General features: G+C 51.3%; 13 protein-coding genes and 1 pseudogene. 7 read left to right on the top strand and 7 right to left on the bottom strand.

Annotation, left to right across the window (positions count from 1 at the left end):
* The first annotated feature begins 87 nt into the window (after positions 1-87).
* Entirely contained in the window at positions 88-390 is a 303-nt protein-coding gene (locus C7B82_RS23560; RefSeq protein ID WP_219904663.1) for a PIN domain-containing protein, read from the top strand.
* A 45-nt stretch (positions 391-435) separates the two neighbouring features.
* Here C7B82_RS23560 and C7B82_RS23555 read toward each other — a convergent pair whose 3' ends face one another.
* The 5 genes from C7B82_RS23555 to cysH all read right to left on the bottom strand — a co-directional run bounded on the left by C7B82_RS23555 (position 436) and on the right by cysH (position 4409).
* Positions 436-885 (bottom strand): type II toxin-antitoxin system VapC family toxin, encoded by a 450-nt coding sequence (locus tag C7B82_RS23555; RefSeq protein ID WP_106259095.1) that lies wholly within the window; start codon positions 883-885, stop codon positions 436-438.
* On the bottom strand, positions 869-1096 hold the full coding sequence (locus C7B82_RS23550) for a hypothetical protein (protein WP_106259093.1): 228 nt from the start codon (positions 1094-1096) through the stop codon (positions 869-871). The genes C7B82_RS23555 and C7B82_RS23550 overlap by 17 nt, the downstream gene beginning before the upstream one ends.
* Before the next feature lie 111 nt (positions 1097-1207).
* The gene (sbcD, locus tag C7B82_RS23545; RefSeq protein WP_106259092.1) at positions 1208-2515 is read right to left on the bottom strand and encodes an exonuclease subunit SbcD; all 1308 of its coding nucleotides are present in this window, start codon (positions 2513-2515) and stop codon (positions 1208-1210) included.
* A 177-nt stretch (positions 2516-2692) separates the two neighbouring features.
* Complete coding sequence (locus C7B82_RS23540; RefSeq protein WP_106259090.1) at positions 2693-3508, bottom strand: SDR family oxidoreductase; 816 nt, start codon at positions 3506-3508, stop codon at positions 2693-2695.
* Between the two features lie 169 nt (positions 3509-3677).
* Complete coding sequence (gene cysH / locus C7B82_RS23535) at positions 3678-4409, bottom strand: phosphoadenosine phosphosulfate reductase (protein ID WP_106259088.1); 732 nt, start codon at positions 4407-4409, stop codon at positions 3678-3680.
* Positions 4410-4563: 154 nt separating this feature from the next.
* Here cysH and C7B82_RS34400 point away from each other — a divergent pair, with 154 nt between their 5' ends.
* From C7B82_RS34400 to C7B82_RS23520, 3 genes are all read left to right on the top strand, one after another.
* Positions 4564-4935, top strand: coding sequence for a glutaredoxin family protein (locus C7B82_RS34400; RefSeq protein ID WP_339375294.1), 372 nt, complete (start codon positions 4564-4566; stop codon positions 4933-4935).
* A gap of 192 nt (positions 4936-5127) precedes the next feature.
* Positions 5128-6654: a UDP-N-acetylmuramoyl-L-alanyl-D-glutamate--2,6-diaminopimelate ligase gene (locus C7B82_RS23525; protein ID WP_106259087.1), complete on the top strand. Its 1527-nt coding sequence runs from the start codon at positions 5128-5130 to the stop codon at positions 6652-6654.
* 131 nt (positions 6655-6785) lie between these two features.
* The gene (locus tag C7B82_RS23520) at positions 6786-7757 is read left to right on the top strand and encodes a hypothetical protein (protein WP_219904662.1); all 972 of its coding nucleotides are present in this window, start codon (positions 6786-6788) and stop codon (positions 7755-7757) included.
* A 108-nt stretch (positions 7758-7865) separates the two neighbouring features.
* On the opposite strand, the gene C7B82_RS23515 is transcribed toward C7B82_RS23520, so the two are convergent.
* Positions 7866-8900: an STAS-like domain-containing protein gene (locus C7B82_RS23515; protein WP_106259084.1), complete on the bottom strand. Its 1035-nt coding sequence runs from the start codon at positions 8898-8900 to the stop codon at positions 7866-7868.
* 274 nt (positions 8901-9174) lie between these two features.
* Between C7B82_RS23515 and C7B82_RS23510 the strand changes: the two genes are divergently transcribed.
* The 3 genes from C7B82_RS23510 (at position 9175) to C7B82_RS23485 (ending at position 14873) form a co-directional block, all read left to right on the top strand.
* Positions 9175-9807, top strand: a complete 633-nt coding sequence (locus C7B82_RS23510; RefSeq protein ID WP_106259082.1) for a Uma2 family endonuclease — start codon at positions 9175-9177, stop codon at positions 9805-9807.
* Between the two features lie 134 nt (positions 9808-9941).
* Positions 9942-10466 (top strand): hypothetical protein, encoded by a 525-nt coding sequence (locus C7B82_RS23505; RefSeq protein ID WP_106259081.1) that lies wholly within the window; start codon positions 9942-9944, stop codon positions 10464-10466.
* A 225-nt stretch (positions 10467-10691) separates the two neighbouring features.
* Positions 10692-14873 carry a DUF2157 domain-containing protein gene (locus C7B82_RS23485; RefSeq protein WP_181357631.1) on the top strand — a complete coding sequence of 1394 codons (4182 nt, stop codon included), beginning with the start codon at positions 10692-10694 and terminating at the stop codon, positions 14871-14873.
* A gap of 114 nt (positions 14874-14987) precedes the next feature.
* Here the strand turns inward: C7B82_RS23485 and C7B82_RS23480 are convergent.
* Positions 14988-15242 (bottom strand): annotated as a pseudogene (locus tag C7B82_RS23480) (photosystem II q(b) protein); the annotation flags it as partial.

The raw sequence follows: 15242 nt of genomic DNA, 5'->3' as shown, positions 1-15242 counted from the left end.
TACAGTCTCCTGACTGACATAAAAGCCGCTGGGCTAGAGGCCGTTAGAAAATATTCTCTAGCGACTTAACTGATTGGCTCAGTCGATTTGATTGTCAGTACTCAAGTAATCAATGAGGTTTGCTCGGTCTTAGTAAGAAAGGCTGCATTCACTGAAATTCAGCTTAAGCAAACAATTCAAGATTTTTACGACAGTTGCTCTGTAGTTGAACTGAATGCAGAGATCTTGCTCAATGCGTCTAATTTACGCCGTCGCTACGGTTTTTCATTCTGGGATGGCTTGATTGTTGTCAGCGCCTTATCTGCTAATGCAGAGATTCTTTACTCGGAAGATATGCAAGATGGTTTGATTGTTGAGCAGCGGTTGACGATCGTGAATCCTTTCAAGTAAAAACGTTCTGCACATAGCTGGACGCGATCGCGAAACGCTAACTTATCACTCCCCTAATGGCAGCACAGTGATCAAGGTAGCAAACCGTTCAAAGTCGATCGTGTTGTGAGTCAACAACTGCTCAATGCCATACGCCTGCATCGTTGCCACAATATTGGCATCATGTACCTGCTTACCACCCACAGAAACTTGCTGCATCAGCGCCAATAAGCTTGCTGTTACCTGGGCATTATCCTCCGCTACCCGAAAGCGAGACTGGTATACCTGAATTTCCTCAAGCAATGTTTCCATTGGCAATGGATCGGTAAAGGACTGGCTTCGAGTCAGCGTGGCTAAATACTCACGCAAAATTTGGCGGCTGATCCACAACTCTGCTCCAGAATCATACCGTTGCTGAAGAGCTTGTCTGGCAACTTGGTGTAGGGGCGATCGTACCGTACTGGCATAGACCAGAATGTTGGTATCGACAAAGACTGGCTTAACGTCCCCAGTCATCGTACATATCCTCACGCCTTAAAGAAAGATTATCCGGCCACGCTCCAACGCTATGCGTCGGGAAATCAAACGGTGGGCGTTTCTCAGTGGTGACGGGTTGTTCATCAATCACCAGCACCAGCTTGTGATTTCCCGGTGGGATCGTCGCTGGCAGTTGAATCGTCACCTTGCCCTCTGGCGTTACCGTCGCGATCGCCTCGATTGTAATCACAACCGTTCTCCTAACAAATGAGCGGATCTTAGGTTTAATCTAGCAGGAGAGAGAGGCTCAATGAGTCATAAAACTTTGTCGGAAGCAGGAAACGATCGCGCTCATTCAATGTTAGAGCAATCGTAATTGCGTTTCTTGCGGTTCCGCTTGAGCCTCTGTTGCCGCTTCCTCTTCAGCCGCGATCGCAGACCTCAACCAGGCGTGTTCTTCTTCTGCCAACAAGCTCTGGGCGACCGCCAGCATCTCATCTTCAAGCTCTTGCAAATCTTCCCGATTGGCGAGATAGGCTTTGAGGGCATCGAGGGGTGCAATGTTGGTGCCGCTGCCGATTTCGGGTAGACGCGCACGCGAAAATTGGCTGACGATTTCGGGATGAATGGTATAGCTGTGGGCAGGGCTGAGTGCTTGATGGATGGTGTTGGTATCGATCTGATCAAGCTGTTCCGATCGTAGATGATAGACCAACCGCACCACTGCCTCCTGAAGGCGATCGGGCTTGAGCGCTTTCAGGAGCTTCGCTTGAGGGTCGTCGGCTTCAGACAGGTTTACCTCGATCGTGCGAAACGCTCGTACAGGTACAGGGCAAAACTCAAAGGTCGTCTGTCCTTTTGCCAAGGCGATCAGCACAAAGCCTTTGTCTTCCTTTTCTTCGCTGAAATCAACGCGCTCGATGCTGCCGGGATAGACGATCGGCGGACTTTCGCAAAGTACCTGATGGCGATGGACGTGACCGAGCGCCACGTAGTCGAAACAGTCCCGCGAGAGCAGTCCCAACGGCACAGTGAAACCTTTGCCGACTGCCAAAAAGCGCTCAACTCCAAAACGGGCATTGTCCGCCATCAGGTGAGCTAATAAAACAGTGGGAATTTCCGGGTCGAGACGACGGATTTCGCCTTCCAGGGCAACGCGGAGGCGATCGATCAACAATTGACCGACTTCACCGAGCGATAATCCTTCGGCATCGGGTCTTGTCAATAAAGCCGATCGCGTCAGCCAGGGAAGCGTAATCACCTGCACGGCACCACTGCGCGTCTGGATGCAATGAGTTTCCAGCCGATCGCCCACTACAAAACCTGGGACTGCCAGCGTTCGGTAGATGGACAGACTCGCGCCGCCTTGTCCTTGCGCGTGCTGGTCATGGTTCCCCACCAGCAGCACAGCCGGAATTTGGGCGGCAACCAGGCGTTGAAACTGCTTGGCAAAGGCTTCTTGGACAAACGGCGGTGGCGTCGCATCGGGAAAGGCATCCCCACCAAACAGGACGAGATCGACGGGTTCAGCTAGGGCGCGATCGATGCAGCGTCCCAACGTGGCAACAAAATCCTCCAGACGAGAATTGAGTCCGGTTTCGGGGTTCACTCGCCCGTGCGAAAACCCGCTGCCCATGTGGATATCTGACAGATGGAGAATTTTAATCACGCAGTTGATTGGGATGACTGGTTGTTGCTATCCAGTGTAGAGCCACTCTTTCAGATAGTACAAAATTATCAACTAGCCAGAACTTACAACTTTTGACCAAAACCTCGGAGGTTTAAGCGACCAGCTTATTACGATGCTTGATTCTTGGCAAAACCTCCGAGGTTTGCGTAAGTCCTATTAGCGCAGCATGGCACCCCGGATAATGCCACCGAACAAGCGATCGGGCAACAGTTTACGTAAGAACAGCAAGGCTCCCGCATTACCACCTGCCGGGTAGCGCAACCGCCGAGAGCCATCCTTTGCGGCTCGATAAATCACCTGTGCTGTTGTTTCTGGTGGCGATCCTGTATCACCTGCATTTTTCATCGCTGCCATGACCTTTGCAGTAAAGGCATCGTAGGCAGTCAGCCCTGGTTTAGTGGCAAGATCCGCCGATCGCTCGTAAAAATCGGTCTTAATCGGACCTGGTTCAATAATTTTGACTCGTATATTGAACGGCTCTAGTTCATATTGCAGCGAGTCCGAAAAGCCTTCAACAGCCCATTTTGTGGAGTGGTAGAGGCTGTACAGCGGGAACGCCATGTGTCCACCAATGGACGATACATTCATGATGATGCCCGATCGCTGCTCCCGAAAATGCGGCAAAAGTGCCCGTGTCACTGCCATCAAGCCAAACACATTCGTCCCAAACTGACGCTCAATTTGCTCAATGCTACAGGCTTCAAACGCACCAATTAAGCCGTAGCCTGCGTTGTTAACCAGCACATCGATCGAACCAAACTGTTGTAACGCCTGCGCGATCGCCTGCTGAATCGACTCTGAATCAGTCACATCCAGTCGTAAACAACACACGTTCTCCAAAGCAGCAAGCGCACCCGCCTTCTCAGGCGATCGCATCGTTGCGACCACATTCCAGCCCCGTTGCTGAAACAACCGCGCTGTGGCATAGCCGATGCCCGTCGAAGCACCTGTGATCAGAATTGTTTTAGTCATGAGGGGAAGAGGAGAGTTTTGAGTTTTGAGCTGAGGCAGTTGTTGGTTTTTAGTTGTTAGTTGTTAGTCATTAACAGAGGCTTTGCTGCACTCTTGTGTTTTCTTGCTTCCCCATCATTCGTTCCAACAACCAACAACCAACAACTAAAAACTTCTTCTGCCTTCTGCCCTAAATATGAATCCCACACTCCGTTTTGCCCATGCCCCGCCAGCGTCCAGCGCGTTCGTCTTCGCCTTCGGCGATCGCTGTGGTGATAGGTTCATCGCCAATGCTGGGATAGCCCTGGTCGTGCAGTGGATTGTAGATGACATCGTGCTCAAAGACATACGCCCAGGTTTCTTTGCGCGTCCAGTTGGCGATCGGATTAAGCTTCAGACGCTGTTGGTTGTCGAGTTCAAAAATCGGCATATCGGAACGCGTTTGTGCCTGATCGCGACGGCGTCCCGTAATCCAGGCGATCGCGCCCAGTTCTGCTAACCCACGCTGAAGTGGCTCAATTTTGGTCACTTGATGAAACTTGGCGATGTCAGCATCCCACAACGCGTCGCCGTATTTGGCAGCGAACGCTTCGCGGCTATCCGCTTCGGTCGTTTTGTAGATCTTCAAATCAAGGTTGTAGAGTGCCTTCGCCTTTGCAACCAGTTCCAGCGTTTGAGGGAAATGGAAGAGCGTATCTAAAAACAGCACGGGTACTGGCGTGGCTGGCTTGAGTTCGCGGTAAAACAGATCGGTAATCAAGATGTCATCAACGTTAAACGCGCTGGTTTGCACCAACCCTGTAGGGATGTTCTCGACGCTCCAGGCAAGAATATCTCTAGGATGAGCGTTCTCAAAACGCTGGTTGAGTTTTTTCAGGTCGAGGCTGGTAGGTTGAATAAGCGGTTTCGTAGATTGGGTCATCGCGACGAGTTACCTCGAGTCTTCTGCATTATCTACGATAGCGAACTAGGGTAACGTTGTGGAAGCGATAAATAGCGGATCGATCGTGTTCTAGCATCAACCGCCTGCCGAAACGGTATCGTCATCGCAGTTAGCATCCTTAGGAAGTCACGCTTTGAGCATCCACCTCATCCTCTATAGCAAACCGGGCTGCCATTTGTGCGAAGGGCTACACGAAAAGCTCGCGCAGATCCAAAGTCTCGACCTTGATCTGGATGTGCGCGACATTACAACCCGTGACGATTGGTTTCAGGCGTATCAGTATGAGATTCCGGTGTTGGTGCTGGAGAGAAGGCAGAAGGCAGAGGCAGCAGGGGAGTCGAGGGAAGTAGGGGAGGCAATTCAGAACTCAAAACTCGACACACCGCAAAGCGGAAGCAAGCTACAAAACTCAAAACTCGAAACTTTATCTCTCATCCCTCTTCCTCGTCCATCTCCGCGTGCGTCGGTGCAGCAGTTGGAGCAGATGTTGCGGAAGTATTTGTAGAAACATTTGGGAGTAGGGAGTGGGGAGTAGGGAAGGCAAACGGCTAAAAGAGTTTTTAGAAGAAAGCTGACGGCTGATTGCTCAGTCAACTCAAAACTCAAAACTCCCTCTCCGTTGCAAAGCTCTGCCCACACTCTAAAATCTAAACTTTATAGCCGTGCATCGTTTACAGCGTAGAGAGGAAGCACTGATATGAAGTTGCGAGAGTTGCTGACGATCGTTCCAAGTCTTACCCCGTTGTCTGACCATCCGGCATTGGATGCTGAGGTGAAGGGCTTGGCAACGAATTCTCATGCGTGTCAGCCAGGAGATTTGTTTCTGGGAATGCCCGGAACGCGAGTCGATGGGGGCGATTTTTGGGCAGGCGCGATCGCGGCAGGTGCGATCGCGGCGATCGTCTCTCCTCAAGCGGCACGAAAGGCAACTAATGAGAAATCCCCACTCCCCACTCCCCACTCCCCACTCCCCACTCCCTGCATCATTCCCGCCAACGATATGGTTCAGGTTTCTGCTCAACTGGCAGCGGCGTTTTATGGCAACCCGGCGCAGCAACTAAAGTTGATTGGCATTACAGGCACGAATGGCAAAACGACAACCACGCATCTCATTGAGTTTCTGTTGCAGCAGGCGCAAAAGTCTACAGCACTGCTGGGGACTCTTTATACGCGCTGGCAGGGGTTTCAACAGACTGCTTTGCACACAACTCCGTTTGCAGTAGATCTACAGCGGCAGTTGGCAGAGGCATTGGCAGCAGGAAGTGAGTTTGGTGTCATGGAAGTAAGTTCCCATGCGTTAGCGCAGGGCCGAGTGCTGGGCTGTGCGTTTGAGGCGGCAGTCTTTACCAACCTGACGCAAGACCATCTGGATTTTCACCGCGACATGGATGATTATTTTGCGGCGAAGGCGTTGCTGTTCAGTCCTGACTATCTGAAGGGTAAGGCGATCGTCAACTTAGATGATCCGTATGGGCAGCAATTGATTCAGAACCTTGATCAAGCACGCACCTGGAGCTATAGCACTCATGACGTAACGGCAGACCTATATACAAGCGATCTGAAGTACGAGGCGGATGGGGTAAGTGGTGTTTTGCATACGCCTCACGGTGAAGCAGCGTTTCGATCGCCCCTCGTTGGTCAATTCAATTTGGCTAATCTCCTAGCAGCAGTAGGAGCTGTGCTACATCTAGGTCTGGATTTGAACGACGTTGTAGGAGTGTTGCCTCAGTTTGGTGGCGTACCAGGACGCATGGAACAGGTACAGATTGCACCCGATCAGGACATCAGCGTGATTGTGGACTATGCTCACACGCCCGATAGTCTGGAAAATTTGCTCCGAGCCGCACGACCCTTTATTCAAGGCAAGATGATCTGTGTGTTTGGCTGTGGTGGCGATCGCGATCGGGGTAAACGTCCTCAGATGGGTCGCATTGCAGCCGATCTTGCCGATCAAGTCATTGTGACGTCGGACAACCCGCGTACTGAAAACCCGCAGTGCATTTTGCAGGATGTGGTCGCTGGGATTCCTGATGCAGTCAAACCAGTTGTGATGGGCGATCGGGCTGAGGCGATTCGCCTCGCAATCCTGGAAGCTCAACCAGGCGATGGGGTGCTGATTGCTGGGAAAGGTCACGAAGATTATCAGATTTTAGGGACTGAGAAAATCCATTTTGACGATCGGGAACAGGCGCAGGAGGCTTTAAAACAGCGACTAGGACTTTAAGAAGTTGTTATGCGGCACAAGAACATATTCCCAACCGCACACTGGACATTGTCACATCCGCCCATCTAATCCATTTAAGATTGAGAGCATATCTTTAGAGCGAGATTGTGGAATTCAAACAACGCACTCTAATGGCAATTGCGGACATGATCTGCGGAAATTTCAAGGTAGAGGAAAGCTTTTTCGTTTATCGCAGCAGTAGCTATCTGACGCAATTTTTTCAGGATTGCGGTACTGAGTTTGCGCATGACGGTTCCACACGCAACTATTGGGTCGCTAATACTCTTCGGCAGATTTTGGTTGAGCCACATCCAAACGCGCAAACGCCACCAGTGGCATTCTTGCGCGTCATACAGGCATTGATGGATTCAGCAGATGCACTGAACGAAGGAAGTGATAGGTTGGGTGCGCTGGCTTTACTCAACAATGTTTTGGGGCGCGAGGGTTTTGAGGCCTTCTATGCTGAGGATAAGCAGTGCTATTTGCAGCATATTGCAACCCAAAAAATAGTATCGGTTACCACTGACCCGCACCGCCCGTTCTCAGCATCTGAGCTGAAAAGAAGAGCGCAGCTCCTCATCTACTTGGACATAGCATCGGAAGACGAACTCATCGAGGAGGTTCTACTGCCCCTATTCCGTCAATTGGGATTCCACCGCATCACGGCTGCTGGTCACAAAGACAAAGCACTGGAGTACGGCAAGGATGTGTGGATGAAATTTATCCTCCCGACACAGCATGTTCTTTATTTTGGCATCCAAGTGAAGAAGGGCAAGATTGATTCTTCAGGCGTTACTAAGTCGGGCAATGCCAATGTGTCTGAGATCCACAACCAAGTCCTGATGATGCTAGGGCACGAGATCTTCGACCCTGAGATTGGAAAGCGCATCCTTGTGGATCACGCCTTCATTGTTGCTGGTGGAGAAATCACCAAAGCAGCCCGTAATTGGCTTGGTAACAAGCTTGATGCCTCAAGGCGTAGTCAGATTCTCTTCATGGACAGGGAAGATATTCTAAATCTTTACGTCGTCACAAACCTACCGCTCCCACAAGGGGCGATGCCCGAAACTCTCGCTAACGAGGAGGATGAACCACCTTTTTAGAGCTGGTAGTTGGTAGGGTGGGCAGTGCCCACCCTTTGAAGTTATCGACAGCTAGAGTTTCTTTATGGAATTCGAGTGGAACCCAGCAGCGTCTATCACCCTAACTTGCTAGGTAGCGTCACTTTCTGCCCTGCTGATCATCTGTGCTACCTCTTGGCTAGCGTTTAAGCTCATGATTTGCATGTCTGGATGTTGGTGCTTGAAAACACGAAAAACTTCATCGGCAAAGGCTTGTCCGATCGCTTCTACTCCAGAAAAATCAAACACCACTACTCTAAATTTATCGACACCCGCTAATAGCCTTTTTGCTTGCGATCGTGAGACTAATCGTTCCTCACCATATTGAGCTAAACGAACCGGTACGACTGTTTTTGTAAACGCGTAGTCATCACCTGATGAGAAACTATCAAACACCTGTTTAGACGTTCTTGATGCATGATTATGCAGTTTCATAAAAACAGTGGTTCCAGGTTGAAAGCCACCGCTCTCGAAAATCCAATCTTCCGCTGTATTGAACTCATGCGAGAAATAAACACTGCCGGACAGTATTGCAAATTTATCAAACATGCGTGACGTAAAAAATATACCCTGACCACTATGACGAGTTGGGTCTGTTGTCAATTTACCCTTGGCTAATTCAAGGACTGCATGGCGATCGTCGTGAAGCTGTAGCGCTTTTTGTATCTTCTTGAAAATGCCTTCTCCGTCATCCTGAATGATGATTTGAGTGTCAACCGCTGTTTTGTCTAGTTGAACACTAACCGTTTTTCCAGATGAGTGATCGATGGCATTATTCAACATTTCAGTAAAGCCATAGATCCAAATATCTTTAACATTATTGGGGAGGTCAACCATTAGAGGCTTGATATCGGCACCCCAAACCATGTCTTCCTCAAGGTTGTTAGCTAGCTGATAGGTTTGCATCCATTCAACTAATGGCTTTAGGTGATAGCTTCTATTCTTTGTAGAGCCTCTAACAACAATTGCCTTTTGTTCAACAAGACGTTGCATATGCTTGTTGACAGCTTGCCTAGTAATACCAAATTCTTGAGATGTCAAAGCAACAACATCTCTTGAATGCTCTTCTACATTCGTCAAAATAAACTGGCGAATTTGCTCACCACGCCTACGCACGTTTGACACGGCCCTCTCCGTTAGCAACTATTTAGCTCTTTATTGTCAACCTTGCGAGATTTATTGTCAACTTAATGGGCGGCACTTGATCGCTAGCCATCTGGTTTGATACCTAACAAGCCCAATTTTCCGATCGCCCAACGTTGCCCAACGCTGCTTGAGAGTTTAGGACTACTTGCGACGGGTGATTTGGCACGGTAGTTTTGAGGTGAGTCTGAAGTTTTTCTCAAACGCCACTCACCTCAAGTGCCACTCATCGAGTCATTGAAGCGAGGTTATTGCCATGCTGCTAGAGCCTCCCCCCAAACCGATCGGTGAAAAGCGGATTGCCTTTCGCGATCTCGATTGGCAGTCATTTAAGCAAATTCAGCAGTTACTGACTGAGCGCACCCGTGCTCGCTTCATCTACGACGACGGAGTGTTAGAAATTACCACGTCGCTTGAACGTCACGAGCGCTATGCACGGCTGATTGAACGGTTTATCTTAATTTTGGTTGTAGAGCTGGGTATGAAACTTAAGACGATGGGGTCAACGACGCTCGATCGCGAAGACTTACTCAAAAGTGCCGAGCCCGATAACGGCTACTACATCCAAAATTACGCGCTGGTTGCGGATCATGAAATCAATTTGGAGCGTGACCCTGCTCCAGATTTAGTGGTTGAAGTAGACATTACCCACACCGACATTAATAAAAACCGACTCTATGCCAGTATGGGGGTATCAGAGTTTTGGCGGTTTAATGGGCAAGAGTGGAAGATTTTGTGCCTGGTGGATGGGGTCTATGTGGAGCGCGATCGGTCTCCCACCTTTCCCCTGGTTGCAAAAACAGATTTGTACCAATTTCTAGAAGCGGCGTTATTGGATGAAGTGTCCGCTGAAGTGAATTTTCGTCAGTGGATGAAGCAGCAACAGTAAAAGTGCTGGATGCTGAGAATTAGAACCGTTCAAAGATTTGAAGACTTCATCAAGAAACCAACTGCTAAAGGAATCTCAGTTACTGTCAAGGCATAAAGCTGATTAGTTAGCCAAATACCTGGAGAAGATTCAAGATGCAACAATCTACTCAATTAGAGGCTGTTTTTTCCAAAAAAGTCCTTCAGAGATGGCACTTAGTCAACATTTTCCTACTTGGGAGTTCCTTCATAGTGCCGATGGTTTACGAGGCACCAGAAGCGGACGGCTTGCTTGAAGGTTCTAACAATTTGTTGACTTTTATAGCCTCTTATGGATTGTTTACGCTAGCGAGTATACCTGGAATTCCCTTGATGTTTCCTGAAGAGGGGCTATTGCAAGCATTACTCTCTTATTCCTCTGTGCTATTTATCAACACTGGTTCCATTAGCCTGTTAGTCTACACAGTGTTGAAAAGCATTTTATGTTTCAAACGATGGCAGTGGCGATTTCAATTACGGTTCTGGCTGCTAGGACTGTCTTGCCTCTGGGCTACGGTTTTCGGGTGGCTTGCTTGGAATAATTCTTTTCTACTTTGGGGCTTTAAATTGCTGGTCTGCGCGTTAGTATCAGCAGTACTCTGGGAGGGCATAAACTACAGGCTCTATCGCCGCAAAACATAGAGCATCGCATATTGAATTTCTACCAGAAGCCAACCCCATATAGTATTCCTATTTGCTTTCTGAAAACTTTGACGATCGAGAACCGGTACGGGAAGCCCTAAAATCATGTCTGATAACAGGTTTAAAGTTTTTTGGTTGTTGACCATTAGGTTTCAATCTAGAGCAGAGCAACTATCTAGTAACTAAAAAATTAAAGCTAATCATTTTCTAAACTCCGAATAATTAATGGTTTCTCCATCCGATCGCCCCATCGTCCTCGAACTGATTGTCAGATCGGGGCATCCCGCACTTCTAGAAGGATTAGACGCTTGGCTGCGGCTGGGATTGCTATCGGATGAAGCCGTGCAGCAACTTTGTCAGGAGCATCTTAGTTGTCTGCTGTCTGAGGCATCCGCGCGCTCGAATATTGCTGTCGTCGGCAATGATTTTGCGCCCAATGATTTCGTGGCTGAGGAAGCGCGTGTGCCAGTTGGGGCAGGTGCAGCGGTTGAGCGTCCGCCCAGCCAGATCGCGCGTGGCATTCAGTCCTTTATGGCAGAAGTCAGCGTCATCTGGCTGCTGTTCCTGGGCGTGTTCATGGTGGTGGTGTCGTCTGGAGTGCTGGCAGCAACCCAGTGGCGCAACTTTTCCCCAGTGGGGCAATACGGGATTTTGTTTGCCTACACTCTGGCATTCTGGGCAGCAAGTGTCTGGACAGGAAAACTACCAAGCCTACGTTTGACGGCAAGAATGCTCCAGATCGCCACGCTGCTGATCATCCCCGTTAACTTTTGGATGATGGATGGCTTTCAACTGTGGCAGAGCGGTCTGGGCTGGGTAATAGCAGCGATCGCGGTGATCGTTCTCACAGGCATTACGGTGCAGTTGTTGAAGCCGGAGGTGGGGAGTCGGGAGTGGGGAGTGGGGAGTGGGGAAATGCTGCCGTTGGGGGCGGCAATCGCGCTCAGTTGGCTGCACTGGGGCTGGGGTTGGGCTGGCTTTCCGCTGGTAGCAAGCTATGTAGGGACGATCGCGGCGACGATCTCGCTGGTTTATGAGGAGCGGGAGTGGGGAGTCGGGAGTGGGGAGTCGGGAGTTGGGAGTCGGGAGTCGGGAGTCAGAAGTCAGGAGGGAGAGGCAGCAGGGGAGGCAGGGGAGGCAGTTCAAAACTCAGAACCCAGAACTTCACCCCTCACCCCTCATCCCTCACCCCTCATCCCTCACCCCTCACCTCCCCTATCCACCATTACGATCGCGATCGCCACTCTCCTCCTCCTCGCCCGTGCCGTTTTAACAGCGGGAGTGCCGCTCGATCGGCTTGGCTTGGCAGTGGGCATTTGCGGCTGGCTGCTGTATTGGCTGGGACGACGGGATGCTAGTCGCCTGGGGTGGCAGCGAGGCGGGATCGGTTTGCTACTGGTAGGATGGCTGATTGCGGTGACGGTGACTCCACCCTGGCAGGCGATCGCGATCAGTGGGCTTGGCTTGTGGTTGCTGGCGGATTATTTGCGGCGATCGGGACAAGTGACGTCTTTGACGGCAGGATGGTTGGTAGGACTGCAAACCGTTTGGCTGCTGTGGCGAGCGGTGCCTCCCGATTGGCAACAGCGTCTCATTACGACGGGCATTCGATTGGCGGGAGAAACCGCAATGCCAGTGGCACTACTAGGGCTATGGTTCTTCCCCTACGTGCTGCTGACGATATGGCTGGCGTTTCGGCTGCGCCGCTGGCAAAGAGTCGATCTGGCAAAGCACGCAGAATGGTTGGCCTTAGGGTTGGGCGTTGTTCTGGCGATCGTGAGTATCGACAATGGGCTGACGCGATCGCTCAATCTGGTGTTATCGACCCTTGCTCTGGTCATCGTCTTGTTGGGGCGTACGCGTCCCGAAGTTCCACTCATTTACTTAACGCACGGTACAGGACTGGCTGCGATCGCGGCACTGATCCACTTCGGGTTCCCAAAGCTCAGCCTGAATAGTTGGGCTAGCATTCTTCTGGTAGGCACAATCGCGGAATGGGGCTTGAGCACGATTCTACCTGCCTCACAGACATCGACCGAACGGCAGCTTTCAACCGCCGATCGTCCTCCAACAACTTCTTCAGTGCATCTTTCATCCGTTCAAAGTTGGCAGCACAGTGCATGGCACATTGGTTTGGTTCTCGCTGCCGTGAGCTATTGGTTCTTATGCTCTACGGTTTTACCTGAGTTGACGCCGTGGGGGTTTTTAATCCGTGCGTTTGGGGCTAAAGCAGCGACAGATGGTGGCCTATGGTTGGTGACGCCAGTTGCATTAACGGTGTTAGGTAGCCGCAGATTCTTTCCGCAACGCCGACAGGCTAGCTGGCTGAGCGTATGTGCTCTGTTTTTAGTACAAGTCTTGATGGCTAACTCCACCGCAGCACAACTGACCAGTTTAGGAAGCGCGTCCGTCCTGATGTTCATTAATACGCATCAGTTACGAAAACTGATTGCGGCAGCCGTGACAGTTGGCTTTGGGTTAGCGTTTGCAGCTATCGCAGGATGGGAATTAGCCAAGAATCATCTCACCGTTGGGCTGATCGTCAATGCATTCGCGATCGCCCTGCTCTTCCTCTGGCTGCTATGGGGTTGGCTAAAACGCCGCAACACAACTCTGGCAAGCTTTTATCGACAGGCAACCGATGGCTGGGCGATCGCCCTTTCAGTCGTGACCTTGACCGTCCTGACGCTCTGTCACTTAGCCGTCTACATTCAGCTTGATTCGCCCCACTGGCAGTATTTGTCTGCTGCTGGCATACTGTTCGCCGCAACCAGCTATCGCACCTGGCAACGTCCTCAGAATGCTGGCTTCTACGCGATCGCCTGGAGTCTGGAACTGATTGTCACAGGCATTGTTTCTCTTACGGGACGATCGCTGGATGCGGTGGCGATGGCCAATCTGGCACTGGGGTTGGGAACGCAACTGCTCGGTGATTGGGGGATGAGGAGTCAGCCGTCAACTGTCAGCCGTCAGCCGTCAGTTTTGTCCTCCCCCTCCCTTCCCCCCTCACCGCTCTCCAGTTGGCACCTCATCCCCCTCCTCTACGCCCTTATCGGACTGTGCCTCCAGCACCGTTCCTTTACTGCTACCACCGGACTCTACACATTGGCGGCAGTACTCGTCGGCATTGGTGTCGGGCGGCGACAACCGTTCAAACCACTGGTTTATCTCTCGTTATTGGGTGGGACGATCGCGGCTTATGAACTGCTGATCTACCAACTCTCGCAGGCAAAAGGAGGTGAGGTGGGGGATGGGTTTGTACTCATGGCAGGGCTGGCAGCCGCGATCGCGATCGTCGCTCGGCTTCTGCAACGCTGGCTGATTCCATACTTACGGCTTGCAGTTCAAGAGGTGGCGGCGATCGCGCATCTCCATTGGGTGCTGGGCAGTGCGCTGATGCCACTCACTCTTGTCAGTTCACTAAGTGGCTCTGGTGAATGGCTATGGACTGGTATTGCAGCCACTCTGGCAGCGTATGCGTTAGCGATGGGGAGAGAGGGCAGAGGGCAGAGCGGAGGGGAGAGGGGAGCAAGTCTCACACCCCACACCCCACACCCCACACCCCACACCCCATCCCCCATCTGGACTTATACAGGTATTTTTGAAGCGATCGCCGCACTCACTCAACTCTTCCACCAGTGCTTGCCGGATGCGGTACTGCTCACGTGGGGAGCTACGATCGCGGCAGGACTTGCCTTCGTCCTCTACCAGTTACCGTGGCGACGATGGGGCTGGCAGCGCGAACCGTGGGAGCGATCGGCAGCTATATTACCCATCGTGGCGACTATGCTGACGATTGGCTCGATCGCAGTTCAAGGGTTGCTGATTGTGGCAGCGTTCTACGCCTGGTTAGCAAAAGCAGAACGACAGATCCGTCTCAGCTACATTAGTGTGCTGCTGGCAGATTGGGCCGTGCTGCGGTGGCTCCACAACCTGAAGGCAGAGGAACCGTTGTGGGTTGCAGCGTTGTTGAGTGTATCACTGCTCTACGTCGCGCAAGTTGATCCAGGGTTGCGATTGTCGAGCGATCGTGACAAGCGGCATCTATTGCGGAGTCTGGCAACGGGGCTGGTATGCCTGACTGCGTTTTATCAAGCAGAGATTGGCATTGAGGGTGCGCCAGCACTGCTGCCAGGCTTCCTGAGCATTGGTCTTCAGCTTGGGTTTGTTTTGGCTGGCTTGTTGTTGCGCATCCGGGCGTTTCTATTTGTCGGCACGGCTGTCTTTATGATTCAGGTCTTGCGACAGCTCTGGCGCTTCATCGACGATTACTCATTGCTGCTATGGGCACTAGGTATCGTTCTGGGGCTGGCGTTCATCTGGGTAGCGGCAACGTTTGAGGCAAGGCGATCGCAAATCTCTGCTCTGATGCAATATTGGGTCACTGAACTTGAAGCCTGGGAATAATCGGCCATCGCTTTTCGTTTCAACAAGCTTGGAGCCAAATGCAAAAAAGGGTTCCCTCATATGAGGGAACCCTTTTCAATCAATCGTTAACTCAGACTATCAAGCGGTTAGAGACTAACCGTTGATGGAGGGAGCGGAGAGCGCAACCGGAGCCGCTTCGCCTGCTGCCAAGTCCAAGGGGAAGTTGTGAGCGTTACGCTCGTGCATCACTTCCATACCCAGGTTCGCACGGTTCAAGATGTCCGCCCAGGTGCCCACGACACGACCCTGTGAGTCGATGATGGATTGGTTGAAGTTGAACCCGTTCAGGTTGAACGCCATCGTGCTGATGCCCAAAGCGGTGAACCAAATGCCAATCACTGGCCAGGC

Origin of the sequence: Stenomitos frigidus ULC18, from assembly GCF_003003795.1 — a bacterium.
Taxonomy (GTDB): domain Bacteria; phylum Cyanobacteriota; class Cyanobacteriia; order Leptolyngbyales; family Leptolyngbyaceae; genus Stenomitos; species Stenomitos frigidus_A.
The sequence above is the reverse complement of the archived record's forward strand: the minus strand, read 5'-3'. Positions and strand labels throughout refer to the sequence as shown.